Below are 23,823 nucleotides of genomic sequence, written 5' to 3' on the forward strand. Positions count from 1 at the left end.
CGCCGAGGTGTACTGGGTCCCCCGCTTTCGCGGAGGACGACAGGCAGAGATGAGGTTACCATGCTGAACGTCGACAATATCAGCCTTCATTACGGCGCCGCCCAGGCGCTACGCGGCGTCACCGTGGCGGCGGAGCCCGGCAAGGTCACCTGCGTGCTCGGCCGCAACGGCGTCGGCAAGACGTCGCTGCTCCGCGCCATGGTCGGCCAGCAGGCGATCTCCGGTGGCTCCATCACCTTCGACGGGCAGGATATCTCGAAGCTCAAGCCATTCGAGCGCGCCCGCCGCGGCATCTCTTTTGTCCCGCAGGGCCGCGAGATCTTTCCGCTCCTCACCGTCGAGGAAAATCTCAAGACCGGTTACGCCCCGCTGAAGCGCGCCGATCGCAACATTCCAGATGACGTGTTCTCGCTATTCCCCGTGCTGCAATCCATGCTCGGCCGCCGCGGCGGCGATCTCTCCGGCGGCCAGCAGCAGCAGCTGGCCATCGGCCGCGCGCTGGTGATGCGGCCAAAGCTGCTGCTGCTCGACGAGCCCACCGAAGGCATCCAGCCCTCGATCATCAAGGATATCGGCCGCGCCATCTCCTATCTGCGCTCGCTCGGTACCATCGCCATCGTGCTGGTCGAGCAATATCTCGACTTCGCCTGCGAACTCGGCGACAATTTCGCCGTGATGGACCGCGGCGCGGTGAAATACAGCTGCGACCGCGCCAATCTCGATCCCGCCGAGATCAGCCGCCAGATGGCGCTGTAAGGCGCTGTCGCTGGAGACTTTATGCAGGACGCCCTCGCTTCATCCGCGAGCTTTGCCGCCAACCGCGCCCGCGGTGCGGTGGCGTTCGACGTGCATCTTGTCGATGGCCGCACGCGCCGTCGCCAGCTCCATGAATCCGGGTCACTCCGTGTCCGCTTTCCCTCGCCGGAGGATGACGGGCTCACTTCGATGTTCGTCAATACGGCCGGCGGCGCCGCCGGTGGCGATCGCTTCGATATCGATATCACCGCAGGCGAGGGCACCCGCCTCACGCTGTCGACGGCCGCCGCCGAGAAAGTCTATCGCTCCCACGGGCCGGCTGCCGAGATCAACATCTCGTTGCGCGCCGGAGCTGGTGCCCATCTGAGCTGGCTGCCGCAGGAGACGATCCTGTTCGATCAGGCCCGCACCACGCGCAGCATCGATATCGATCTGGCCGATAGCGCCTCGCTGCTCCTGTGCGAGATCGTCGTGTTCGGCCGCACCGCCATGGGCGAGATGATGCGTACGGGCTCCTTCATTGATCGCTGGCGCCTGCGCCGCGGCGGGCGGCTGGTGTTTGCCGAAAATGTCCGCCTCGATGGTGACATCGGCGCGAAACTGGCCGCGCCCGCAATCGCCAATGGCGGCCTTGCGATCGCGACTGCACTGATCGTGCCTGGCGATGAGGCACTGCTGGAACGGCTGCGTGCCGTTGCCGAGCAGGCCGGCACGGAAGTCGGCGTCTCCTGCTGGAACGGATTTGCAATGGTCCGCATCTGTGCGCAAGATGCCGCCAAATTACGGGCCGACATGATGGCGCTGCTGTCGCAATCGGGTGCGATGCTGCCGCGCATGTGGCTGAACTAAAGCTCAGGAAATTGCGATGAACCTGTCCCCTCGCGAGAAAGACAAGCTCTTGATCTCCATGGCCGCCATCGTGGCGCGCCGCAGGCTGGAGCGCGGCGTCAAGCTGAACCATCCCGAAGCGATCGCCATCATTTCCGATTTCATCGTCGAAGGCGCCCGCGATGGTCGCACGGTGGCCGAGCTGATGAAGGCCGGCGCCGAAGTCATCACGCGCGCCCAGTGCATGGATGGCATCGCCGAGATGATCCACGACATTCAGGTCGAGGCGACGTTCCCCGATGGGACGAAGCTCGTCACCGTCCACGAACCCATTCGTTGAGGCCCAGCATGATCCCCGGCGAACTCTTCATCCAGGACGGCGAGATTGAGCTCAATGCCGGCCGCAAGGCGATCACGCTCACGGTGTCGAACACTGGCGACCGGCCGATCCAGGTCGGCTCGCACTATCATTTCTCCGAGACCAATCCCGCGCTGAAATTCGACCGCAAGAAAGCGCGCGGCATGCGTCTCGATATCGCTGCCGGCACGGCGGTGCGTTTTGAGCCCGGCCAGTCCCGCGACGTGCAACTGGTCGAGCTCGCCGGCAAACGCACGGTCTATGGTTTTCGCGGCGATGTGATGGGGAAGCTCTGAGATGCCCGTAAAGATCAAGCGCTCCGTCTATGCCGACATGTTCGGCCCCACCACCGGCGACAAGGTGCGGCTGGCGGACACCGATCTCATCATCGAGGTGGAGAAGGACTTCACCATCTATGGCGAGGAAGTGAAGTTCGGCGGCGGCAAGGTGATCCGCGACGGCATGGGCCAGTCGCAGGCGACGCGGGCGCAGGGCGCGGTAGACACAGTCATCACCAATGCGCTGATCGTCGATCACTGGGGCATCGTGAAGGCCGACGTCGCCATCAAGGATGGCATGGTCCATGCGATCGGGAAGGCCGGCAATCCCGATATCCAGCCCGGCGTCACCATCAATGTCGGTCCCGGCACCGATGTCATCGCGGGCGAGGGAAAGATACTCACCGCCGGCGGTTTCGACAGCCATATCCATTTCATCTGCCCGCAGCAGATCGAGCATGCGCTGATGAGTGGCGTCACCTCGATGCTCGGCGGCGGTACGGGCCCGTCGCATGGCACCTTTGCCACCACCTGTACGCCGGGCCCGTGGCACATCGCGCGGATGATCCAGTCCTTCGATGCCTTCCCGGTCAATCTCGGCATTTCCGGCAAGGGCAACGCGGCCAAGCCTGCGGCACTGGTGGAGATGATCAAGGCCGGCGCCTGTGCGCTCAAGCTGCATGAGGACTGGGGCACCACGCCGGCCGCCATCGACAACTGCCTCAGCGTCGCCGACGACTATGACATCCAGGTGATGCTGCATTCCGACACGCTGAATGAGTCCGGCTTTGTCGAAGATACGGTCAAGGCCTTCAAGGGCCGCACGATCCATGCCTTCCACACCGAAGGCGCCGGTGGTGGCCATGCGCCGGACATCATCAAGATCGCCGGCCTCAAGAACGTCTTGCCGTCATCGACCAATCCGACCCGGCCGTTCACGCGCAACACCATCGACGAGCATCTCGACATGCTGATGGTGTGCCACCACCTCGATCCGTCGATTGCGGAAGATCTCGCTTTTGCCGAAAGCCGCATCCGCAAGGAAACGATCGCGGCGGAAGACATCCTGCACGATCTCGGTGCGCTCTCGATGATGTCGTCGGACAGCCAGGCCATGGGCCGGCTGGGTGAGGTCATCATCCGCACCTGGCAGACCGCCGACAAGATGAAAAAGCAACGCGGTTCTTTGAAGGAAGAGAAGGGCAGCAACGACAATTTCCGCGTCAAGCGCTACATCGCCAAATACACCATCAATCCGGCCATCGCCCACGGCGTCTCAAAGCTCATCGGCTCGGTCGAGAAGGGCAAGATGGCCGATCTCGTGCTGTGGTCGCCGGCCTTCTTCGGCGTGAAGCCCGATCTCGTCATCAAGGGCGGCTCGATCGTGGCAGCCCCCATGGGCGATCCCAACGCGTCCATCCCCACGCCGCAGCCGGTGCATTACCAGCCGATGTTCGGCGCCTTCGGTCGCGCGGTGACGCAGTCGTCAGTGGTGTTCACCTCGGGCGCGGCCGCGGCTTCGGGGCTTGCGAAGAAGCTCGGTATCCAGAAATCTTTCTACGCCGTGGAAAATGTCCGTAGTGGCATCTCTAAGAAGAGCATGATCCATAACGGCGCCACGCCAAAGATCGAGGTGGATCCCGAGACCTATGAGGTGCGTGCAGATGGTGAGCTTCTGACCTGCGAGCCGGCCGAGGTTCTGCCGATGGCGCAGCGCTATTTTATGTATTAGCCGTCATTGCGAGGAGCGAAGCGACGAGGCAATCCAGTCCGTCGCTTTCCGGATTGCTTCGCTGCGCTCGCAATGACGATGGAGATGGCCTAATGTCCCGCCCGGCATCCTTAGCCACAACAATAAACCGGGAGGACTCCCCTTGATCTACGTAATCGCCACGCTGTCCGTGAAACCCGAAGCCCGCGCCGAACTGATCGAAGCTGCCAAGGCCTGCATCGAAGCCACCCGCAAGGAGCCGGGCAATATCGCCTATGATCTCCATGAGAGCGTCACCGATCCGACCCGCATGGTGTTTGTCGAGCAGTGGGACAATGCTGAAGCCCTGGTGCCACACCGGACCCAGGAGCACATGAAGACCTTTGGCCGTGTTGCGGTCAAATGCTTCGCCGCGCCGCCGAAGATCGAAATCATCACGCCCGCCGACGTGGTCGTGCGTTAAACCATACGAGAGACTTCATGATCCGCGCGACCACAGTCAGAGGCCAATATCACTGGATCGATGCGGCGGTGGATACCGTCGTGCTCGATTTCGATGACCGTCATCGCCGTCGCATGGCGATGACGGGGACGCGCGGACTGGAATTCCTGCTTGATCTCGAAACCGCCGTCGCCTTGCGCGGCGGCGATGCGCTGATGCTGGAAGACGGCCGCCTCATTGAGGTGGTCGCAGCGCCCGAGCCGCTGATCGAGATCCGGGGCACCGATCCCGGTCATCTCGTGCGGCTCGCCTGGCATCTCGGCAATCGTCATCTGCCGACACAGATCATGGCGAAGGGGCTTCGCATCCGTCGCGATCATGTCATCGAGGAGATGGTGAAGGGCCTCGGCGCCCGCGTCATCGAGATCGAGGCACCGTTCGATCCCGAAGGCGGCGCCTATGCCGCGCCGCATGAAGCTCCGCACGCCCATGGCCATGGTCACGACCACAGCAGTTGTGGTCACGATCATCACGGCCACGCCCACGGTAAGCACGATCAAGCGCATGACCATGGCCATGTGCATGATGAGCATTGCGGGCATGATCACGGTCACGTCCATGACGAACATTGTGGTCACGATCACGGGCATTCCCATGCTCATGGCCACAAGTAAGCCGATCGACGACACGTCATTGGCTGATCCGATGCAACTCCCCGCCGATGACGGCGCGGCGCTGTATCGGCTGATGACATGGCTGTCGCCGTCTTTCCCTGTCGGCGCGTTCTCCTATTCCAGCGGAATCGAATGGGCGGTGGAGGCTGGTGACATCACCAATGCTGCCTCGCTGCAGCACTGGCTGTCCGCGATGCTGTCCGACGGCGGCGGCTTCTGCGATGGCGTCTTCCTCGCGCATATCCATCGCGCGGCGATGACAGGCGACGACAAGGCATTGCGTGATGTCGCCGAACTCGCCAGCGCTTTTGCGCCATCGAAAGAGCGACTCCTTGAGACCTCCACACAAGGCAAGGCCTTCATCGAGATTTCGCTGAATGCATGGCCACATGAGGCTCTGCAGCAGCTCATCGCCGCCTGCGATGGTCCCATCGTCTATCCCGTCGCGGTCGGCCTCGTCAGCGCCGCGCATGGATTGCCGCTGGCGCCGACGATGCACGCGTTCTTCCACGCGGTCGTCTCGAACTGGATTTCTGCCGGCGCGCGTCTCGTGCCGCTCGGCCAGACCGATAGCCAGCGTATGCTTGCGGCGTTGGAGCCCGTCGTGGTCGCCACCGGTCATCGCGCCATGACGGCATCGCTCGAGGATCTCGGCAGCGCGACCTTCCGCGCAGACATCGCCAGCATGCGGCACGAGACGCAATATACGCGGCTGTTCCGATCATGATGGTGATTGCCAGGCATTCGTCTGTCGTCACCCGGCTCGACCGGGTGACCCAGTACACTCTGGCACTTGTGTTATATCACCGGAGCCGGTGTCTACTGGATCCCCGCTTTCGCGGGGATGACAGTCGGAGCTTTGACATCGCTACGCCACTTCCTCTCAACCCAGCGAGCAACTGACATGTCCACCTCTCACGGTCCTCTCCGCGTCGGCATTGGTGGTCCGGTCGGCTCCGGCAAGACGGCGCTGATGGATCTGCTCTGCAAGACCATGCGCGAGCGCTATGACATCGCGGCCATCACCAATGACATCTACACCAAGTGGGATGCCGAATATCTCGTGCGTTCCGGCTCGCTGACGCCGGATCGCATCGCCGGCGTCGAAACCGGCGGCTGCCCGCATACGGCGATCCGCGAAGATGCCTCGATGAATCTCGCCGCCATCGCCGACATGCGCGCGAAATTTCCCAACCTCGATCTCGTGCTGGTCGAATCCGGCGGCGACAATCTGGCCGCGACTTTCTCGCCGGAGCTCGCCGATATCACGATCTACGTCATCGATGTCTCGGCCGGTGACAAGATCCCCTCCAAGGGCGGTCCCGGCATTACGCGCTCCGACCTCCTCGTCATCAACAAGGTCGATCTCGCGCCTTATGTCGGCGCATCCCTGGAAAAGATGGATACCGACGCCAGGCGCATGCGCGGCACCCGGCCATTCGTCATGACCAATATGAAGATCCAGTCCGGGCTCGATACCATTATTGCCTTTATCGAGGCCAAGGGCGGGCTCAAGGCAAAGGCCGTCGCCTGACTACGCGCATAAGTTGGCGTCGCGACACGCAGGGATTGCGCTGTGAGCAATCTCTTAAGCCTGTTTGCGGCCATGGCGCGGACGTGTAAGAAAGTTCCATATTTCGGGAACCAATTCGTCCCATCGTGATTGGCATACTCCTAGGCCGCTGAACCGGCAGTATTTCTCACATTCCGAGTGGGCGCGTGGTCCGGCTGGGTTTCATTATCGCTTTACTGGCACTGATCGGGGTCGGCTTGTCCGGCTTCGCGGCCTATCGCGTGCACGATCAGGAACTGGCGATCGAAAACATCGCGCTGGCGCGCGGGGTCGATATCCATGCCAGCCTGGTGCAGGAGCGCCTGACCGAGCGCGAATTGCTCGCGCGTGTCGCCGCCGGCCTGTTCAAGTCGCCCACGGTGATGAAAGCGGACATGCTGAAGCCGCTGCGGGCGTCGATCTATGCGTTCAAGACCGATTTCGTCATTGCCGCCTGGATCGCGCGCCTGCAGCCGAATGAATTCGCCGGTGCCGCTGCTGATCTGGCCGCGGCCGGCTATCGCAATCCGACCATCCGCAATTTCGACGACAAGCCGCTTGATGCCGAGATGCGCGACAAGACGCTCGACGTCTTGATGGATCTCGAGCCGCGCAATTCGGTGACCGAGGGCTTTGCCGGACGCGCGCTCAACAATTCACGCGTCATGGGCCCGACGATCACCCGCGCCAATGATGAAGGCCGTCCGGTCGCCTCGGATCCGACGCCGCTGCAGCGGGAGAATGGACCGCTCGGTGTCGTTCTGGTGACGCCGGTGCTGCCGGAAGGCTCATCCACCGCGGCAGGCTTCGTCTCGTTCTCGTACGAACTCGGCTCGTTGATGCTGGCCAATGACGAAATGTCATTGTTCTCGGTGGCTTTGAAAGATCCGCGCGTGCCCGATGGCGAGATCGTGGCTGATGACGACGGCAGCGTCCGAGCGCGCCCGCTGGTCGCCAATGGTCCGTCGCTTGCGATCCTGCGCACCGTCAGTTTCGGCGGCCGCGATTGGTCGCTCGGTTACTATCCGAAGATGGACACCGATCTGCGCGCGCGCCGCACGGCCATGTTTGTCGGCGGCCTGGGTCTTGCGCTCACCGCCATCATCTGCGGCATGTTCGCTTATGTGTCCTACAGCAATATCCGCCTCCGTCGCGAGGTGGAGATGCGGATCGGCTTCGAGCGTCGCCTCACCGATGTGATCGACGAGCTCAATCATCGTGTGAAGAATATTCTGGCGGTGATCCAGTCCATCGTCACGCGCACGCTGCGCCATGGCTCGGATATGGATAGCGCGCGCGATCTGCTGATCGGTCGCATTCACGCGATGTCGCATGTGGTGTCGCTGCTCAGCGAGAGCCAGTGGCAGGGCGTGCCGCTGAAGGGCCTGTTCGAAGCCCGCGCCATTCCGCATGCGGATCGGATCGCAGTGGAAGGGCCGGACATCAGCGTCAGTTCACGTGCAGCACAGAGCCTCGCGCTGCTGTTCTTCGAGCTTGCCTCGCATTCGGACGAAGGCCTGTCGCTGGTCGGCAAGCATCCGAACATCGTCGCCCATTGGGAGATCATCCCCGGCGACAATGGCGGCCAATTCCATTTCCGCTGGGAGGAGTTCAACACCAGCGAGAAGACGCGGCGCAGCGATTCAGACTTCGGCGTGGTGCTGCTGGATCGCGTCGCCCCGGAAGCGCTCGGCGGTAAGGCGAAGCGCTATTTCACCGAAGTCTCTTATGTCTATGAACTCACCGCGCCGCTGGAGACGGTGATCGACATGACCGAGCGCGGTCGCACGGAAGCGCTGGCAAGGCCGGTGCGGTAGTATCGATCTCCGGATGTCATCACCCGCGAAAGCGGGTGATCCAGTAAACACCGTTTTTCCGTCTCGATCTTTCTTGCCAGCGTTTACTGGATCGCCCGGTCAAGCCGGGCGATGACAGCAGTTTGGAAGGCAACGTGCCAACAAAAAAGCGGCCGCCTGACGCGACCGCTTTTAGTTGATCGGATTCAACTTCAGGCCTAGCCGCCCGAGCCGCCGATGACGGCACGCACTGTATCGTCCGGGCCGAAATCTTCCGCGCCATCCACATAGAGCAGTGCGCTGAGCTTGGAGCGCGCGCGGTTGACGCGGCTCTTGATGGTGCCGACGGCGCAGCCGCAGATCGTGGCCGCGTCTTCGTAGGAGAAGCCCGATGCACCCACCAGGATGAGCGCTTCGCGCTGGTCCTGCGGCAGCTTTTCGAGCGCGCCGCGAAACTCCTCGAATTCCAGATGCGCATTTTGCGCCGGCTGGGTCTTCAGGGTCTTGGCATAACTGCCATCGGCATCTTCCACCTCGCGGCGGCGTTTGCGATAGTCGGAGCGAAACAGGTTGCGCAGGATGGTGAACAACCATGCCGGCAAATTCGAGCCGACCTGAAAGCTGTCGATATTCGCCAGCGCGCGCAGCAGTGTTTCCTGCACGAGATCGTCGGCACGATCGCCGTTGCCCGAAAGCGAGATGGCGAAGGCGCGCAAACTCGGAACTGACGCCAGAATATCGTCACGGAGTTCATTTGTGAGAGGCATTATTCCCCTCCTTCTTTTTTGCCGGCATCACCGGCGAGCTGGGCCTGGGCATCCGCCCCGTCCAGTTTTCGAATCATGTCCGCGAACCGGTCCGGCACCCCTTGGCGCACGACGTCGTCATACATCGCGCGAAGCTGGTGCCCGATCCGGGACTGAATTTCGGCGTTCAATCCGCCCTTAGGCTTCACATCTTTCATGACCCGTTCCACATTCCCCAGAAGATCTTGCCCCTGGTTTTTGAGAAATTTTCTTGATTTTTGAAGCCTTTGCGGCGTTTCTTGCCATTCTAACGGGGAGCGCCGCTGAAAGTTCCGGAGCGATGGAACTTTTCTCGGTGGCAGGCGTAGACTGGTCGTAATCAGGCGCCGGGGCGCATGACGGTACCTCTTGACCGCGTAACGGCAAGAGACCGCGCTAAGAACAGGATTGGAGTGGGGATGTCCCGATCACAGCTCGTTGCTGAACATTTGCCGCTGTTGCGGCGCTATGCCCGTGCGCTCACGGGTAACCAGGCATCCGGCGACGCCTATGTCGGCGCCATGCTGGAAGCGCTGCTGCAGGATGGTTCGCTGCTTGACGAGCGTCATGGCGCGCGCGCCGGCCTGTTCCGTCTGTTCACGCAGATCTGGAATTCGGTGGCGATGAATGACGACGCCGAAGTGGTGCCGGTGCAGGCGTCGGAGAAACGGATCTCCAACATCACGCCGCTGCCGCGTCAGGCGTTCCTGCTGCTGTCGCTCGAAGGTTTCTCGGAAGAGGAAGTCGCCTTCGTTCTTGACGTCGAAGTCTCGGAAGTGCGCGCGCTGGCCGACACCGCCGGCCGCGAAATGGCGGCGGAGATTGCCACCGACGTCCTCATCATCGAGGACGAAACCTTCATCGCCATGGACATCGAAAGCCTGGTGAAGAATCTCGGCCACAATGTCATCGGCGTTGCCCGCACCCATGCGGATGCCATCGCGCTGGCACAGAACAAGAAGCCTGGTTTGATCCTCGCCGACATCCAGCTCGCCGATGGTTCGTCGGGTCTCGATGCGGTGAACGAGCTGCTGCGCACGTTTGAAGTGCCGGTGGTGTTCATCACTGCCTATCCGGAGCGCTTCCTCACCGGCGAACGTCCCGAGCCGGCCTTCCTGATCTCGAAACCGTTCCAGCCGGCGATGGTGTCGGCGGTGGCGAGCCAGGCGCTGTTCTTCCAGCGCAACTCGAAGAACCGCGCCAAGGCGTCGTAAGCGCACCTTCAATCAGGACGAAAACGGCCGGCGATATCGCCGGCCGTTTTTTGTGATCACGTGGGCTTGTACCCCACCGCATCCATCACCTTCTGCCACTGCACCATGTCGCTGTTCAGCCGCTCGGTGAATTGCTTCGGCGTCGATGTCTCGACCTCCAGCCCAAGCTCGGCCATCCGCTTTTTGATCTCCGGCAGCTCCAGCACCGGCCGCAATTCATTGCCCCAGGTCTCGACGATGTTCGGCGGCGTCCCCGCTGGCGCAAAGAAGGCGTACCAGCCTGACAACTGCAAATTGGGAAAGCCGAGGCTCGTGCCTGTCGGCAGCTCCGGCGCCGATGCGGTCGGCCGGCTGCCCGATGTCACGAGAATCTTCACCACGCCCTGGCGATGATGATCGATGAAGTCAGTGATCGATCCGCAGCCGCCGGTGATGTGCCCGCCCTGCAGATCCGACACCAGCGGCGCTGCGCCGCGATAGGCCACGGCTTCGAGCGGGCGGCCGACGGCCTGGCCGATCATCAACCCGAAGAAATGCGTGCTCGATCCCATCGCCGTGGAGCCGAACGACGCCCGTGTCGGATTCTTCTTCAGCCACTCCACATATTCCGCCAGCGTGTTGACGCCGATGGTCGGCGACACGCAATAGACGGTCTGCAGCGTCCCGGCCATGGTGATCGGCGCCATGTCGGCCTGCGGGTCGAATGGCACATTCACCATCGAGAGTTTTTGCATCACGGTGGCGGAGGGCATGTAGCAGATCACGCTGCCATCGGTCGGGCTGCTCTTGAGCGTGGCGCCCGCGACCGTGCCGGATGCGCCGACCTTGTTTTCGATCACGATATTCCGCCCGGTGCGCTGCCGCAGCGGTTCGGCAATCAGCCGCGCCATCACATCGGTACCGCCGCCGGCAGGAAAGCCGACCAGCAGCCGGATGGGTTTGTCGGGAAGGGCGGTCTGGGCGCGGAGTATTTGCGGTGCGAATAGCGCGGATGCACCGAGGATCAGAGACGTTCGACGCGTGATGGTCTTGCTCATCATAGTCCTCCCGTTTGTTTTTATGATTGCCGCCCGCGCGTCTATTGCAGTGCGAAGGCGTGCGCAGTCGCAGTCTCTTGCTGCGATCTTCGCGATCGGAGGCTAGCGAGTGCAGCCTGTGCGAACAAGCGTCGTCGTGGCGCGGATTGGCCGCAGGCGTCATCCCCCTACGGTCGCAAAATTCCGTATGAAGCGTCAGGTTGAGTTTTTGGCTTTATTACAAATCAAATCTCGAAACTGGAATTCATTCAACACGATCGAATTGAAGCGTCCGCGCATGGACGCGCCATAGCCCTTGCTGCAAACACGCAAAATACCTTTTGCGTGTTTGGTGGGCTGAAGAGATCATGAGTGAAGACAAGAACCTGCGGCGTCGTCTTGCTGCCGACCCCTTTGACGTGTTTCGGCGCGTGCCTCTGCTGGGGCGCATCATGATCGCCGTTCGCGATGAAGGTGTCGTGCTCGAGCGCATCGGAGTCGTCGAGCGGGTCGAGCGCGATGGCAGCATGCTGTTCACCGTTGGCAAGGCGCATGACAGCGAGATCGATATCAGCCGGGTCTCGGCCGTCGTCGTCGATTATTCCAGCCAGATGAAAGGCAAGGTGCTGCCGCGCATCGAATTCCAGGATGCATCCGGGAAGATCATCTTCAGTGTCGTCGGCCTTGAAGGCGCAGATCCCTTCGATGCCGGCCTGAAGATTTTTGAAGGCGCCGGCGTGCCACCATTATTGAAGCCCGCAGGCGGTGATGAACCCGCCAAGCTCGATGCAGCCGATGCCGGCATGCAGCCACTGAAGGCGGCGCGCGAAGCCGAAGCGGAGATCACCATCGAGATGCAGCGCCCCGGCGTCACCCAGCGCTGGCGCGGCCTGGTGCCGGAAATCAATCCGGCCATGGGTTTCGTCAACATCATCACATCCGACTTCCATCTTCATCTGCGCGGCGGCGATGTGAAGCATTGGCAACGCAGCGCGCCTGCGGCGAATGGCACTGTCGAACTGACCGCGATGGATGCCGGCAATGCGTCGCTCGGTCTCTTCCTGCGTGGTCCCGCCAACGCATTCGGTGCGGCGTGACGGACGCGACGACGCAGTTCGCTCACCCGCGCGCCAGCTGGCTCGATCCCGCCGACGGACGTATCCGCGACGAGCGCGAGCTGTTGACCGCGATGGCGGACAGGCAGGTCGTGCTGCTCGGTGAAACTCACTCGGTCCTCGAAATCCATCGCTGGCAATTGCATGTGGCCACGGTGCTGCGCTTCTTGCGCCCGCATATCGCCGTGGGATTCGAGATGTTTCCACGCCGGGTTCAGCCCGTGCTCGATGAATGGATCGAAGGCGGGCTCAGCACCGCGGCGTTCCTCGACAAAGTGGAGTGGGGCGCAGTCTGGGGCTTCGATGCGGAGCTCTATCTGCCGCTGTTTCATTTTTGTCGTCGCCATCGCGTCCCGATGCTGGCGCTGAATTGTCATCGCCCGCTGGTGACACGCGTCGGCAAGGACGGCTGGGACGCCGTGCCGGAGGACGAGCGCGACGGTCTCACGCCATCGGCTCCGGCCACGCTGGCCTATCGCCGCTATCTCGCCGGGCTGCGCTTCGATCGTCCTGCCACGGGCGAGGTCGATCCATCCCTTGTCACAGATCGCTTCATTCGTGCGCAGCAGACATGGGATCGCGCCTTTGCCTGCAACATCGCGAAAGCGCTCGACGTCGCCGATCCCCCTCTGGTGATCGGCATCATCGGCCGTGGCCATCTCGAATACGGCCATGGCACGCCGTATCAGCTGCGCGATCTCGGCGTCTCTTCCATCGGCGTGTTGTTGCCCACGGCGCGCGATCACCACGATGCCGCTTCGATGGTGGGGCTTGGTGATGCCGTGTTTCGGCTGGATGAGCCCGAGCCGGAAATCGTGCCGCCCGGAATGGCGCAGATGATCGCCGGTGCCCGTCGGAAAGCTGCGAATACTTAGATCAAGAATAAGTATAGAAAAGTATCTGTATGTATTCTTGCTCCAAATAAGTCTGATATAGGTCAATATTGAGGCGATATATTTGACTCTGTGACTACTTATTTCGAAAAGCCGGCATCGAATACCTAGATTGATGCCGGGGGTTATATGAGGATCAGAAATTCAACGCAGAAGATCGCCAGGCGCGGAACTGCACTACTTGCGATGTCATTGCCCTGGATGCTCGCTGGCACTGCTTATGCGCAAAGCTCGGATGAGCAGAAGCGCCAGCAGGCAGCGGAGCGGATCGCGGCCAGCTACGGCGTGATGCTCGACGAAGTCAGTGTCTATGCCGATCGTAACGCCCGCCAGGTGCTGAACCTGCCGCAGAATGTCACCGTCATCGGCCGCAAGGAGCTGGACGAGCGCATGGTCCGCGATGTGCAGGATCTCGTGCGCTATGAGCCGGGCATCACTGTCGGCAAAACCACGTCATCGGTGGATCCGTTCGGCAATCTTGCCGGCTTCACCATCCGCGGCGTGTCCAACAACCGCGTGCAGATGCTGATCGATGGCACCCGCGTGATCGAGAGCATCGTGGATGGCAATCGCGATTTCATCGACATGTCGAATCTCAAGGCCGTGGAAATCATGCGCGGTCCGGCCGGCGTGATGTGGGGCGCCGATGCGCTCGGCGGCGTGGTGGCCTTCGTCACCAAGGATCCCGAGGATTATCTCAAGGGCCGCAACTTTGGCGGCCAGCTCGATACGACCTATGATTCCTACGACAAGAGCTGGGTGAAGACCGGCACCACCGCGTTCCGGTTCGGCGACTTCGCCGCAATGATCAGCGCGTCGCAGCGCAGCTACAGCGAAGGCACGCTGTCCAAGGCACGCGCCGATGGTGGCATCTATGGCTGTCCGCGGCCCGCGGAAGCGATCCGCTGCAACCAGCTCAACCCGCTCGATGGCGATGATGTCAGCGTATTGAACAAGCTGGTCTGGACGCCGGACAACCAGAACGAGGTGAAATTCACCGCCGACTTCTTGCGCAAGAATGCGGATGTCGATCAGCGGCTGGATCTCGGCCTGCAATCGACAGGCATCACCAATCTCAGCTATTTGCGCAACCAGATCCAGAGCCGTGAACGCTATACGCTGGCGCACAAATACACGCCGAATGCCGGCTGGATTGATCAGATCAAATGGCAGGTCTCGCATTCGGATCAGGAGCGTTACTTCACAGGCGATCGCCGGCGGCGTCTCGCCAATGGTCAGTTCGACAAGCTCGATTTCCTGCTGGACTACAAGGAGCGGTTCACCGAAGGCGATCTCCAGTTCAATTCGTCCTTCGACACGCCATGGGCTCGCCATGCCTTCACCTATGGTGTCTATGCCAGCGTCGCCGAGACCGACTATCAGCGCCGCGATACGACGACCAATCTGAACACCGGCGTGGTCACCGTCGCCAATGCCGGCGGTTTCAATTTCGCGAATGCGACCACCACGCGTATCGACGGTTTCATTCAGGACGAAATCTCGCTGCTGAACGATCGCTGGAAACTGACGCCCGGCGTTCGTTACGCGACCTATCACCTCGATCCCCGGCCGGACCCGTTCTACCGGGCTGTGACAGGCAAGGAGCCACGCGAGGTCCAGAGCGAAAAACTGGTCAAGCAGTTTGGCTCGGTGTTCAAGCTCGACGAGAATTTCTCGGTGGTCGGCCGTTATGCGGAAGGCTTCAAGATGCCGACCTCGCAACAGCTCTACACGTCGTTGCCGGGTGGTGCTGGCACCAATATGGATCTGGTGCCGAACCCCACGCTGCGGCCTGAAGAGGTCAAGAGCTATGAAATCGGCCTGCGCGGCCAGTTCCAGCAGGGCTTCTTCACCGTCACGGTGTTCAAGTCCGACTACACCGATTTCATCCAGAATTTCGTCAACACGCCGAGCGTCAATTTCCCCGGCCTGTTCGATCTGACCTATGCCAATCTGTCGAAGGTGAATCTGCTCGGTTTCGAATTCGCGACCGAATATCACTTCACCGATTACTGGAGCGCCAATCTCGCGGTCGCGTATACCCAGGGCACCCAGAAGGCGACGGCGACCAGCGCGGAGACCGCCTTCGACGGAACGACGCCGTTCTCCGGTGTGATGGGCGTGCGCTACAATGATCGCCCGAACGGCTTCGATGCGCAGTTGCTTTCGACCTGGTCGGCCGGCGCATTGTCGCGCAGCGATCCCACCTATTATCGCCCGGACAGCTACATCGTGTTCGATGCGATCGTCGGCTATCGGCCGCAGATGGCGCCGGGCCTGACGCTGCGTGCCTCGGTCCTCAATATCGGCGATACCCGCTATTTCCCGTCGCTCACGGGCAACACCACCTACACGAACACGGCGTCGGCAGCTGTTGCCATGGGTAATCCGATCGAACTGCGCACGGCTCCGGGCCGGACGTTCAAGCTGGGTGCCAGCTACGCGTTCTGATCGATCGACTGACAGTATGAGCCGGAGCGGGCAAGCGAGCTCGCTCCGGCTTCGCCATTACAGACGCACTGGGAGCGGATCCACGTCATGCGCGATATTCTGAAGCAAATCTGGCGTTTCGTCTGGATCGCCTCCACTGGGCCGGGACGTTACTTGAGCCTGTTCCTGCTTGCTGTGATCATCGCGTGTCAGCTCGCAGCCATTCAGGTGACGCTGCGTCAGGTGCAGTGGAGCGCGGATTTCTTCAACGCGCTGCAGAAGATCGACGGGCCCGCCGCCATCACCCAGATCGGCGTCTTCGCCATTCTGGTCTGCATCTCGGCCAGCCTCTATCTGATCGCGCGCTACTGCAAGCGCCTGCTGCAATTTCGCTGGCGGCAGCGATTGTCGGAAACATTGCTGCATCGCTGGACTGTCGGCAAAGCCTACTGGTTCCTGCATCCGAGCCTGCGCTCGGACCACAGCATCGACAATCCCGACCAGCGCATCGCCGAAGATTGCAGCATGTTCCCGGAATTCATCCTTGGCGGCGTGGATGGCGTCGGCCGCACCGGCGTGCTCGATTTCATCATGAGCCTGATCGGGCTCGTCTCCTATGTCATGCTGCTGTGGCAGCTCTCGACCTTCGCATTGCAGGTCTCGCTGTTCGGGGTCGATATCGAGATCCCGCGCTACATGGTCTGGGCCGCGCCGATCTATGTGCTGCTGTCCACCGTGCTCACCCATCTGCTTGGTCGCCAGCTGCCGGGCCTGTTGATGGAGGAGCAGCGGCGCGAGGCGGACTTTCGCTTCGCACTGGTCAACCTGCGCGAAAACGCGTCGGCCATCGCATTGTCGCATGGTGATGCAGCCGACCGGAAGGTGATCGCGCGCCGGTTCGACGATCTGTTCGGCGTCTGGCGTCGCGTCATCCGCCGCGAATTCATCTATGGCATGTTCACGCGTCCGTATTTCCAGAGCGTGCTGCGCATTCCCACATTCCTGGCGCTCCCCGCATTTCTCGCCGGCAAGATCACGCTGGGCGGCCTGACGCAGCTCGCGGCAGCCTTCGGCAATGTCGTGACCACGCTGTCCTGGCTGATCTTCAACTATAAATTCATGTCCGACCTGGTCGCGACCACGCGCCGTCTACAGGGCTTTATGACGGCCACCGACGGTGCGGCGCATCCGGCCGGATCGCTGCAACGGCAGGTCTCTGCGGGGACTGACCTCGACATCCGCGATCTACATATCCGCGCCCCTGATGGCCGAACCTTGCTGGAGATCCCGGCGCTGTCCGTTGCACAAGGCGAAACCGTATGGCTGAGCGGCGCCTCGGGCCTCGGCAAGAGCACGCTGATCAAGGCGCTCGCCGGCCTGTGGCCGCAGACCGATGGCCGCATCACGCTGCCCGCGGGCCATCTCGTCTTCATGCCGCAGCAGGTCTATATGCCGCTGGGATCATTGCACGATGCCGCGGTCTATCCCGCCGATCCCGGCAGCGTTGCCGCGGAGACGGTGGAGCGGTTGCTCCGCGCGGTCGGCCTCGGCGCCCGGCTCGATGCGGGCGATGACAATGCGAACGGTCTGTCGGTCGGCGAGCAGCAGCGCCTCGCCATCGTCCGTCTAATCGTGGCGGAACCCGACTGGGTGTTCGCCGACGAGGCAACGAGCGCGCTCGATCTGGAGACCGAATGCAATGTGATGGCCCTGCTGCGCAGCGAGCTGCCGCAGGCGACCATCGTGCTGATCGCCCACCGCAGCCCGCAGGGATTTGGACATATCCGCCGCATCCAGCTCGGCGAGGGCGGCCCGGTGCCGGACGGCGAGCCGGCCTGGGAGCCGCGTCTCAGCGTTGGCTGATGGCGCGGTGAATGCAGGCGGTGAGGTCGGAGGCCTCGAACGGCTTGCCGAGCACGCACAGCTCGCTGCCAAGGCGCTGGCGCACCTGCTGCTCGGATGCGGCGGTGATGAAGATCACCGGCGTCGTGTCCCGGCCCGCCCGCATCGCCTCATAGAGATCGATGCCGGTCATGCCCGGCATCTCCACATCGGTAACGACGCACGACACCCGCGTCCCCGCGGCGAGGAAGGCCTGCGCGGACTCGAAACTTGCAACCGCGAATCCCAGCGAGCGCAGCAGGCTTTCGAGGCTGCGGCGGACCGAAGCAGAGTCGTCGATGATCGCGATGGATTGGTCTGATGGCAACGTCATCTTCACCCGGCGGCTGTGACAGCGACCCCAGTGTCGAGCCGTTTCGAGAGTGTATGTGCCAAAATCCGCGGGCCTGCGGAATCATACTGTGGTTTATCGGGCGGTACCGGGGGCCGGTTTGATGCCCATCGCCTCGGCCATTTTGACCAGGGAGGCGAAAGACCGTGCCTCCATCTTCTTCATCATCTTGCCGCGATGGATTTTCACGGTGATCTCGCTGAGCACGAGTTTGGCCGCAATCTGCTTGTTCAGCAGCCCCGCGGTCGCCAATCCCAATATCTCGCTCTCGCGCGGGCTGAGCGTCGCATAGCGCGCCTTGATGTCGGCGATGCTGTCACGCGCCTCGCGCGCCACCCTATCGCGCTCGACGGCGCCGGCCACCGCATCCAGCATCTCCTGGTCGCGAAACGGCTTTGGCAGGAAGTCCACCGCACCCGCCTTCATGGCGCGCACGGTCATCGGCACATCCGCATGGCCGGTCATGAACACGATCGGCACCGCCTTGCCGAGATCGGCAAGCTTCTTCTGGAAATCCAGCCCGCTGACGATGGGCAGCCGGATGTCCAGGACCAGGCAACTCGCCCGCTCGAGATCGTCGCTCTCCAGCAATTCCACTGCGGAAGCGGCATGCGCCACCTCATAGCCCACCGAACGCAGCAGGCTGCCCACCGCGGTGCGGATGGCGGCTTCGTCATCGACGATGACGACCAAAGGTGCTTCCTGGTCTTTAGGCAACGGCCACGGATCCTGTTTCGTCCGCCGTCGGTATCATGAAATGGAAGCTGGTTCCACCTTCGGGGCGCCGCTCCGCCCAGATGCGCCCGCGATGGGTCTCGATGATCGAGCGTGAGATCGACAGGCCGATGCCCATGCCCTCGCTCTTGGTGGTGAAGAACGGCGCGAACAGCCGTTGCATGTTGTCGTCCGAGATTCCCGCACCACTGTCGCTGACAGTGACGCGGATGCCGCCCTGGGCTTCGAATGCCGTCTGGATGCGTAGCTGTCGTGATGCAGAGCCCGTCATGGCGTGCATGGCATTGTTGACCAGATTCATCGTCACTTGCTGCAATTGCACGCCGTCACCGGAGATGTCGGGCAAGCCCGGCGCCAGATCGAGCGTCACGGCGATCTCCTGATCGGCGAGATCGCGCCGCGCCATCGCATGCACCTGGGAGACGATGTCGTTGAGATCGACCGGGCTGCGGGTGAATTCGCCTTTCACCGACAGCGAGCGCAGCCGCTGGATGATCTCGGCGGCCCGGCGGCCTTCATGCACGGTTTCCTCGATGCAGGTGCGCACCTCGTCGAGATCGGGCTCGTCGCGTCCGAGCCAGCGCAGCGCCGCTTCGCCATTGGTGACAACGGCCGCGAGCGGCTGATTGACCTCGTGCCCGATCGACGCCGTCAGCGCGCCCAGCGTGGCGATGCGCGACACCCGCGTCAGTTCGGCCGCACTCTGCTGCAGCGCCTGCTCGGCTGTGATCTGCGCCGTGACATCGAGCGCGCTGATCAGCACCGAACGTGTGCGATCGCTTGGGAAGGTCGCGGTGATGATGATGTCGCGGCGCGAGCCATCGGTGGCGCGCAGTGCGCTCTCCATCGTGTAGGAGGTCTGGCCATCCAGATAAGCGAGCAGGATCTCGCGGAATGCCACCTGCGATTCCGGCACGCGTGCCGCTTCCCATGAAGCCGGTGCATGCGCCTCGCTGAGATCGCCGATCAGGAAGCGCGCGGCGTCATTGGCGTCGATGGTCCGCAGGCTCAGCAGGCAGCGCTTGAGGAAGTCCTCGTTGCGCGTCAGGTGCTCGCGCAACTGCGGCAATCCCTGCGCGAGGATCGGCGCACAGATCTCGGCCGCCGGCGTATAGTCCTGCTCCCACACGGCAACGCTCGTGCTCTGGAAGATGTTGCGATAGCGCTCCTCGCTGCGGCGAAGCTTGGCATCGGCCATGCGGATCTGCACGCAGAGCAGGGCGGCGATGGCGATGGCCAGCACGCTGACCACACAGCGCAGCAGCGGGCCTTCCTCGGTGTCGTGGGCGTGCCCGATCAGATAGCCGGCGATGGTCAGGATCACGCAGCCGATAGCGATCAGCACGATGCCTTTGAGATTTGAAAACCGCAGCGACATCAGCAGCACGACGATATAGAGCGCAGCGACCGCGATGCCGAGCGGGCTGAACACGTCGAAGGCGAAGATCACGGCGGTGAGGATGGCCGTCGTCACCATCATGATGGTGCGCGTTGGTCCATGGGCCTCTTCGAGGCTCGTGACGCCCGCAAAGCGACGTTCGGACATGGGCGGATGGGCTGTCGGCGCGGGCATCGTTGCGTCCATAAACCTTGGTATAGGCGGTGCTAACTTTCGTTTCCTGAATTGCTATCCAGGTAGAATAGTCGGCCCCGCCAAAATCACTCACCTTCGACCCATCGAAACAACGGCGTTTCGACTGCATCGAAGGAGAGATCGACATGCTTCTCAATTCTCAGCCTGATCACGTCAACTGGACATCAGTCGAGGCGACCCGCAATGTCGCGAATTCTATGGCGCTGTCGCAACTCCTGCTAGACGCGCAGCGGGCCATCGGCTCCGATACAGGTGCGGCGCTTCGCTGCATCGAGCAGGCGGTGACACTGCTCGGCAAGCCTGCGGCGGAGCCCGTATCGGCCCCGGCCCGCGGTGGTCTGGCTCGCTGGCAGATCGAGAAGATCAAGCGTCACATTGAATCGAATCTGGACGACACGATCCAGGTGGCAGATCTGGCCAGCATCGCGCGTCTCAGCGCCGGCTACTTTTCGAATGCTTTTAAAGTGAGCTTCGGCCAGTCGCCCCATGCCTATATCGTCGCCCGCCGGCTCGATCGCGCCAAGGCGTTGATGATCTCCAGCGAGCTGTCGCTTTGCGCCATTGCCTTCGATTGCGGTTTCTCCGATCAGGCGCATCTGTGCCGTCAATTCCGCCGCGCCACCGGCGCCAGCCCGAATGCCTGGCGCCGCAGCCAGTGCAACCATGCCGCGCAGGCGCCGGCCCAGCTGCAAGCGGCGTGATCGTCATGGATCAGCCAGCTTCGACCACGGAGGTGCCGCAGCCGCATGCAGGCGCGGTGTGGCTGCGCCTTGCGCCATCCATCGTGGCCATCGCCATCGCGCTGTCCTGCGTCGTGGTGGCGGCGCTGAGCTGGGATCGCTGGACCGGCGAGTGGCCGATCCAGGCCACCGACGATGCGTATGTGCGCGCGCAGATGACACAGCTGAGCAGCCGCGTATCCGGCGCCGTGAAGGCGGTGCCGGTGGATGATTTCCAGCATGTGAAGGCCGGTGATCTCCTGCTGCAGATCGATCCCGCGGATTATCTCGCCCAGGTCGCTCAGGCCGAAGCCAGCAAGGCTGCCGCCGCGGCCACGCTCGCCAATCTCGCCAACCAGATCGATGCACAAAAGGCACTGGCGGCGCAGGCCGAGGCGCAGCATGTCTCGGCCGTGGCGCTCGCCGTCGAGGCCGGGCAGGAGCAGCAACGCCAGCAGGCGCTGGTGCAGACCCAGTCCGGCACTGTCCAGAAGCTGCAGCAGGCCACGGCCGCCTATGACAAGGCCCAGGCCGATGTGAAAGCCAGCGACGCCGTCATTTCCGCGCAGAACCGGCAGCTCGCCGTCTTGCAAGGCACGCGGCAACAGCATGTGGCCGAATTGCAAGGCGCAGGTGCCGCGCTCCAGGCTGCGCAGTTGCGCCTTGGCTATACGCGCATCACCGCCCCTTTCGATGGTGTCGTCAGCGAGCGGCAGGTGCAGCCGGGCAATTACGTCAATATCGGCAGCAATCTCATCGCCGTGGTGCCGCTGCCGAAAGTCTATGTGATCGCGAACTACAAGGAGACGCAGCTGCGCCGCGTGCGTCCGGGACAGCGCGTCGATATCGAGGCGGACACGTTTTCTGGCAACAAGCTCGCCGGCTATGTGGAGCGCATCGCGCCGGCCTCGGGTTCGCAATTCGCATTGCTGCCGCCGGACAATGCGACCGGCAATTTCACCAAGGTCGTGCAGCGCATTCCCGTCCGCATCCGCTTCGACGACAAGCAGCCGCTGGTGGATCGCCTGCTGCCCGGCATGTCGGTCACCACCCGCATTCATGTCACCGATGCGGACGAGTCCGATGGCGCAAAGTAACGCCATCGAGTCCGGGCCGGTCTCCACCGGCGCCCTCGCGCCGCGACCGATCTTCGCCGTCGGTGCCGTGCTGCTCGGCTCGTTCCTGGCGAATTTCGACAGCCGGCTGTTTCTCGTGGCGCTGCCCGATCTGCGCGGCGCCTTCTCGCTTGGCTTCGACCAGGCATCCTGGCTCGGCACCGCAACCACGGCCATGCAGATCCTGATCGCGCCCGCGGTGGCATGGCTCGCCACCGCCTTTGGCCTGCGCCGCGTGCTCGGCATTCCCAGTCTCGTCTATGCGACCGTCTCGCTGCTGATGCCGCTGATGCAGGATTACAGCACGCTGATGGCGCTCAACATCCTGCGCGGGCTGCTGCTCGGCACCTTCGTGCCGGCGACGCTGATGATCATCTTCCGGAATCTGCCCATGCGCTGGTGGCTGCCGGCCATCGCCATCTACGGCATCCGTGTCGGCTTCAGCCTCAATTTCGGCGTCGCCATGGTCGGCTTCTACGAGTCGCAGTGGGGCTGGCAGTGGCTGTTCTGGCAGGATGTGGTGATCGCGCCATTGATGGGCCTGTTCGTCTATCTCGGCACGCCGGCCGAACCGATCGATCGCGCACTGGTCCGCAATGCGGATTGGGGCGGCATGCTGCTGCTCGGCGCCGGCATGGCGATGATCTATGCCGGGCTCGATCAGGGCAACCGGCTCGACTGGTTCTCGTCGGGCACGGTCACCGTGCTGCTCGGCGGCGGCGCATTGCTCGCGGTGCTGTTCCTGATCAACGAGGCGGTGGTCGCCCATCCCTGGGCCGAAGCCCGCGTGATCCTGTCGCGCAATATCGGGCTCAACTTGGTGATGATCGTGCTCTATGCGCTCACCGGTCTCTCCAATGCAGCGCTGGTGCCGAACTTCCTGCTCGGCATCGCCGGGCTGCGTGCGGAGCAGATCGGTCCGCTGTTCCTGTTCGCGGCGGCTCTGCCGATGCTGATCATGCTGCCACTATCGATCATCGTGGTGCGCATCATTGATGCCCGCTACGTGTTGATGATCGGGCTGCTGGCTTTCTTCGCGGCCGGATTACTCGGCACGCGCCTCACGCATGAATGGGCCGCAGTCAATTTCATTCCGCTGCTGTTGCTGCAGGCGGTCGGCCAGACCTTCTCATTGCTGCCGATCATTCTCATCACGCTTGCGAATTCCAATCCGCAGCACGCCACCGCGTTCGCCGCCTATATCCAGGTGGTGCGTCTTGGCGGCGCGGAGATCGGCGTCGCACTGATGGCCACCTGGCTGCGGGTGCGCGAGCAGGTTCACTCGAATTTGCTCGGCCAGCACGTCGCAAATGGCAGCAACCATGTCACCGATCTGCTGGCGCGTCTCACCGCAGGCTTCACGCCGCATGGTGTGGGCGAGGCCGGTGGCCGCGCGATGGCGACGCTCGCGGGCCTCGTGCAGCGCGAGGCCAATGTGCTCGCTTACATCGACGGCTTCTGGCTCACCACCTGGTGCGCGGTTGTCGCATTGATCGTGCTCGCCGGCATCACGGCGGCCCCTCCCGGACCATTCTCGCCGCACAGCCAGAACCGCTGACGGCATCGCATCGCCACGCGC

Annotated in this window: 24 protein-coding genes; 18 read left to right on the top strand and 6 right to left on the bottom strand. The window is 62.6% G+C overall.

Going from position 1 to position 23,823, the window contains the following annotated elements:
* Positions 1-60: 60 nt before the first annotated feature.
* The 10 genes from urtE to AC1RQ5_RS07155 all read left to right on the top strand — a co-directional run bounded on the left by urtE (position 61) and on the right by AC1RQ5_RS07155 (position 8,416).
* Positions 61-756, top strand: coding sequence for an urea ABC transporter ATP-binding subunit UrtE (urtE, locus tag AC1RQ5_RS07110; protein ID WP_398480110.1), 696 nt, complete (start codon positions 61-63; stop codon positions 754-756).
* A 21-nt stretch (positions 757-777) separates the two neighbouring features.
* Positions 778-1,605 carry an urease accessory protein UreD gene (locus tag AC1RQ5_RS07115; protein ID WP_493197873.1) on the top strand — a complete coding sequence of 276 codons (828 nt, stop codon included), beginning with the start codon at positions 778-780 and terminating at the stop codon, positions 1,603-1,605.
* Positions 1,606-1,621: 16 nt separating this feature from the next.
* Complete coding sequence (locus AC1RQ5_RS07120; protein WP_295849216.1) at positions 1,622-1,924, top strand: urease subunit gamma; 303 nt, start codon at positions 1,622-1,624, stop codon at positions 1,922-1,924.
* An 8-nt stretch (positions 1,925-1,932) separates the two neighbouring features.
* Positions 1,933-2,238: an urease subunit beta gene (locus AC1RQ5_RS07125; RefSeq protein WP_493197874.1), complete on the top strand. Its 306-nt coding sequence runs from the start codon at positions 1,933-1,935 to the stop codon at positions 2,236-2,238.
* A 1-nt stretch (position 2,239) separates the two neighbouring features.
* Positions 2,240-3,952 carry an urease subunit alpha gene (gene ureC / locus AC1RQ5_RS07130; protein ID WP_493197876.1) on the top strand — a complete coding sequence of 571 codons (1,713 nt, stop codon included), beginning with the start codon at positions 2,240-2,242 and terminating at the stop codon, positions 3,950-3,952.
* Between the two features lie 142 nt (positions 3,953-4,094).
* Positions 4,095-4,394 carry a putative quinol monooxygenase gene (locus AC1RQ5_RS07135; RefSeq protein ID WP_493197878.1) on the top strand — a complete coding sequence of 100 codons (300 nt, stop codon included), beginning with the start codon at positions 4,095-4,097 and terminating at the stop codon, positions 4,392-4,394.
* A gap of 17 nt (positions 4,395-4,411) precedes the next feature.
* Positions 4,412-5,047 (top strand): urease accessory protein UreE, encoded by a 636-nt coding sequence (locus AC1RQ5_RS07140; RefSeq protein ID WP_493197880.1) that lies wholly within the window; start codon positions 4,412-4,414, stop codon positions 5,045-5,047.
* Positions 5,028-5,774, top strand: a complete 747-nt coding sequence (locus AC1RQ5_RS07145; RefSeq protein WP_493203340.1) for an urease accessory protein UreF — start codon at positions 5,028-5,030, stop codon at positions 5,772-5,774. Before AC1RQ5_RS07140 ends, AC1RQ5_RS07145 begins: the two co-directional genes overlap by 20 nt.
* A 177-nt stretch (positions 5,775-5,951) precedes the next feature.
* Positions 5,952-6,581 carry an urease accessory protein UreG gene (gene ureG / locus AC1RQ5_RS07150; protein WP_493197882.1) on the top strand — a complete coding sequence of 210 codons (630 nt, stop codon included), beginning with the start codon at positions 5,952-5,954 and terminating at the stop codon, positions 6,579-6,581.
* Positions 6,582-6,766: 185 nt separating this feature from the next.
* Positions 6,767-8,416, top strand: coding sequence for a CHASE domain-containing protein (locus AC1RQ5_RS07155; RefSeq protein WP_493197884.1), 1,650 nt, complete (start codon positions 6,767-6,769; stop codon positions 8,414-8,416).
* Positions 8,417-8,613: 197 nt separating this feature from the next.
* On the opposite strand, the gene AC1RQ5_RS07160 is transcribed toward AC1RQ5_RS07155, so the two are convergent.
* Both AC1RQ5_RS07160 and AC1RQ5_RS07165 read right to left on the bottom strand, forming a co-directional pair.
* Entirely contained in the window at positions 8,614-9,162 is a 549-nt protein-coding gene (locus tag AC1RQ5_RS07160) for a sigma-70 family RNA polymerase sigma factor (protein WP_398480132.1), read from the bottom strand.
* Positions 9,162-9,359, bottom strand: coding sequence for a NepR family anti-sigma factor (locus AC1RQ5_RS07165; protein ID WP_493197886.1), 198 nt, complete (start codon positions 9,357-9,359; stop codon positions 9,162-9,164). The genes AC1RQ5_RS07160 and AC1RQ5_RS07165 overlap by 1 nt, the downstream gene beginning before the upstream one ends.
* Before the next feature lie 240 nt (positions 9,360-9,599).
* On the opposite strand from AC1RQ5_RS07165, the gene AC1RQ5_RS07170 reads away from it, so the two are divergent.
* Entirely contained in the window at positions 9,600-10,394 is a 795-nt protein-coding gene (locus tag AC1RQ5_RS07170; protein ID WP_493197888.1) for a response regulator, read from the top strand.
* A 56-nt stretch (positions 10,395-10,450) separates the two neighbouring features.
* Here the strand turns inward: AC1RQ5_RS07170 and AC1RQ5_RS07175 are convergent, their stop codons facing one another.
* Complete coding sequence (locus AC1RQ5_RS07175; protein WP_398480138.1) at positions 10,451-11,431, bottom strand: Bug family tripartite tricarboxylate transporter substrate binding protein; 981 nt, start codon at positions 11,429-11,431, stop codon at positions 10,451-10,453.
* Positions 11,432-11,778: 347 nt separating this feature from the next.
* Here AC1RQ5_RS07175 and AC1RQ5_RS07180 point away from each other — a divergent pair, with 347 nt between their 5' ends.
* From AC1RQ5_RS07180 to AC1RQ5_RS07195, 4 genes are all read left to right on the top strand, one after another.
* Positions 11,779-12,507, top strand: coding sequence for a hypothetical protein (locus AC1RQ5_RS07180; protein WP_493197890.1), 729 nt, complete (start codon positions 11,779-11,781; stop codon positions 12,505-12,507).
* Positions 12,504-13,400 (top strand): ChaN family lipoprotein, encoded by an 897-nt coding sequence (locus AC1RQ5_RS07185; RefSeq protein WP_493197891.1) that lies wholly within the window; start codon positions 12,504-12,506, stop codon positions 13,398-13,400. Before AC1RQ5_RS07180 ends, AC1RQ5_RS07185 begins: the two co-directional genes overlap by 4 nt.
* Before the next feature lie 204 nt (positions 13,401-13,604).
* Positions 13,605-15,869 carry a TonB-dependent hemoglobin/transferrin/lactoferrin family receptor gene (locus tag AC1RQ5_RS07190; protein ID WP_493197893.1) on the top strand — a complete coding sequence of 755 codons (2,265 nt, stop codon included), beginning with the start codon at positions 13,605-13,607 and terminating at the stop codon, positions 15,867-15,869.
* An 87-nt stretch (positions 15,870-15,956) separates the two neighbouring features.
* On the top strand, positions 15,957-17,711 hold the full coding sequence (locus AC1RQ5_RS07195) for an ABC transporter ATP-binding protein/permease (RefSeq protein ID WP_493197895.1): 1,755 nt from the start codon (positions 15,957-15,959) through the stop codon (positions 17,709-17,711).
* On the opposite strand, the gene AC1RQ5_RS07200 is transcribed toward AC1RQ5_RS07195, so the two are convergent.
* The 3 genes from AC1RQ5_RS07200 to AC1RQ5_RS07210 all read right to left on the bottom strand — a co-directional run bounded on the left by AC1RQ5_RS07200 (position 17,698) and on the right by AC1RQ5_RS07210 (position 20,389).
* Positions 17,698-18,057 carry a response regulator transcription factor gene (locus tag AC1RQ5_RS07200; RefSeq protein WP_493197897.1) on the bottom strand — a complete coding sequence of 120 codons (360 nt, stop codon included), beginning with the start codon at positions 18,055-18,057 and terminating at the stop codon, positions 17,698-17,700. The genes AC1RQ5_RS07195 and AC1RQ5_RS07200 overlap by 14 nt on opposite strands.
* A gap of 99 nt (positions 18,058-18,156) precedes the next feature.
* Entirely contained in the window at positions 18,157-18,798 is a 642-nt protein-coding gene (locus AC1RQ5_RS07205; RefSeq protein WP_493197899.1) for a response regulator transcription factor, read from the bottom strand.
* Complete coding sequence (locus tag AC1RQ5_RS07210; protein ID WP_493197901.1) at positions 18,791-20,389, bottom strand: ATP-binding protein; 1,599 nt, start codon at positions 20,387-20,389, stop codon at positions 18,791-18,793. Before AC1RQ5_RS07210 ends, AC1RQ5_RS07205 begins: the two co-directional genes overlap by 8 nt.
* Positions 20,390-20,535: 146 nt before the next feature.
* Between AC1RQ5_RS07210 and AC1RQ5_RS07215 the strand changes: the two genes are divergently transcribed.
* From AC1RQ5_RS07215 to AC1RQ5_RS07225, 3 genes are read left to right on the top strand one after another with little or no spacing between them, the layout of a single operon-like run.
* A complete protein-coding gene (locus AC1RQ5_RS07215; RefSeq protein WP_493197903.1) occupies positions 20,536-21,111 on the top strand; it encodes a helix-turn-helix domain-containing protein in 576 nt (191 codons plus the stop codon).
* A gap of 5 nt (positions 21,112-21,116) precedes the next feature.
* Positions 21,117-22,226, top strand: a complete 1,110-nt coding sequence (locus tag AC1RQ5_RS07220; RefSeq protein WP_493197905.1) for an HlyD family secretion protein — start codon at positions 21,117-21,119, stop codon at positions 22,224-22,226.
* Positions 22,213-23,802, top strand: coding sequence for an MFS transporter (locus AC1RQ5_RS07225; protein WP_493197906.1), 1,590 nt, complete (start codon positions 22,213-22,215; stop codon positions 23,800-23,802). Before AC1RQ5_RS07220 ends, AC1RQ5_RS07225 begins: the two co-directional genes overlap by 14 nt.
* Positions 23,803-23,823: the final 21 nt, after the last annotated feature.

It is taken from the genome of Tardiphaga sp. GW821-FHT12E02 (genome assembly GCF_058807155.1).

Bases quoted from the DNA above. Each gene is read 5' to 3' on its own strand.
- urtE (WP_398480110.1), top strand. From the start codon at position 61: ATGCTGAACGTCGACAATATCAGCCTTCATTACGGCGCCGCCCAGGCG.
- AC1RQ5_RS07115 (WP_493197873.1), top strand. From the start codon at position 778: ATGCAGGACGCCCTCGCTTCATCCGCGAGCTTTGCCGCCAACCGCGCC.
- AC1RQ5_RS07120 (WP_295849216.1), top strand. From the start codon at position 1,622: ATGAACCTGTCCCCTCGCGAGAAAGACAAGCTCTTGATCTCCATGGCC.
- AC1RQ5_RS07125 (WP_493197874.1), top strand. From the start codon at position 1,933: ATGATCCCCGGCGAACTCTTCATCCAGGACGGCGAGATTGAGCTCAAT.
- ureC (WP_493197876.1), top strand. From the start codon at position 2,240: ATGCCCGTAAAGATCAAGCGCTCCGTCTATGCCGACATGTTCGGCCCC.
- AC1RQ5_RS07140 (WP_493197880.1), top strand. From the start codon at position 4,412: ATGATCCGCGCGACCACAGTCAGAGGCCAATATCACTGGATCGATGCG.
- AC1RQ5_RS07145 (WP_493203340.1), top strand. From the start codon at position 5,028: ATGCTCATGGCCACAAGTAAGCCGATCGACGACACGTCATTGGCTGAT.
- ureG (WP_493197882.1), top strand. From the start codon at position 5,952: ATGTCCACCTCTCACGGTCCTCTCCGCGTCGGCATTGGTGGTCCGGTC.
- AC1RQ5_RS07160 (WP_398480132.1), bottom strand. From the start codon at position 9,162: ATGCCTCTCACAAATGAACTCCGTGACGATATTCTGGCGTCAGTTCCG.
- AC1RQ5_RS07165 (WP_493197886.1), bottom strand. From the start codon at position 9,359: ATGAAAGATGTGAAGCCTAAGGGCGGATTGAACGCCGAAATTCAGTCC.
- AC1RQ5_RS07170 (WP_493197888.1), top strand. From the start codon at position 9,600: ATGTCCCGATCACAGCTCGTTGCTGAACATTTGCCGCTGTTGCGGCGC.
- AC1RQ5_RS07175 (WP_398480138.1), bottom strand. From the start codon at position 11,431: ATGAGCAAGACCATCACGCGTCGAACGTCTCTGATCCTCGGTGCATCC.
- AC1RQ5_RS07180 (WP_493197890.1), top strand. From the start codon at position 11,779: ATGAGTGAAGACAAGAACCTGCGGCGTCGTCTTGCTGCCGACCCCTTT.
- AC1RQ5_RS07190 (WP_493197893.1), top strand. From the start codon at position 13,605: ATGTCATTGCCCTGGATGCTCGCTGGCACTGCTTATGCGCAAAGCTCG.
- AC1RQ5_RS07195 (WP_493197895.1), top strand. From the start codon at position 15,957: ATGCGCGATATTCTGAAGCAAATCTGGCGTTTCGTCTGGATCGCCTCC.
- AC1RQ5_RS07210 (WP_493197901.1), bottom strand. From the start codon at position 20,389: ATGCCCGCGCCGACAGCCCATCCGCCCATGTCCGAACGTCGCTTTGCG.
- AC1RQ5_RS07215 (WP_493197903.1), top strand. From the start codon at position 20,536: ATGCTTCTCAATTCTCAGCCTGATCACGTCAACTGGACATCAGTCGAG.
- AC1RQ5_RS07220 (WP_493197905.1), top strand. From the start codon at position 21,117: ATGGATCAGCCAGCTTCGACCACGGAGGTGCCGCAGCCGCATGCAGGC.
- AC1RQ5_RS07225 (WP_493197906.1), top strand. From the start codon at position 22,213: ATGGCGCAAAGTAACGCCATCGAGTCCGGGCCGGTCTCCACCGGCGCC.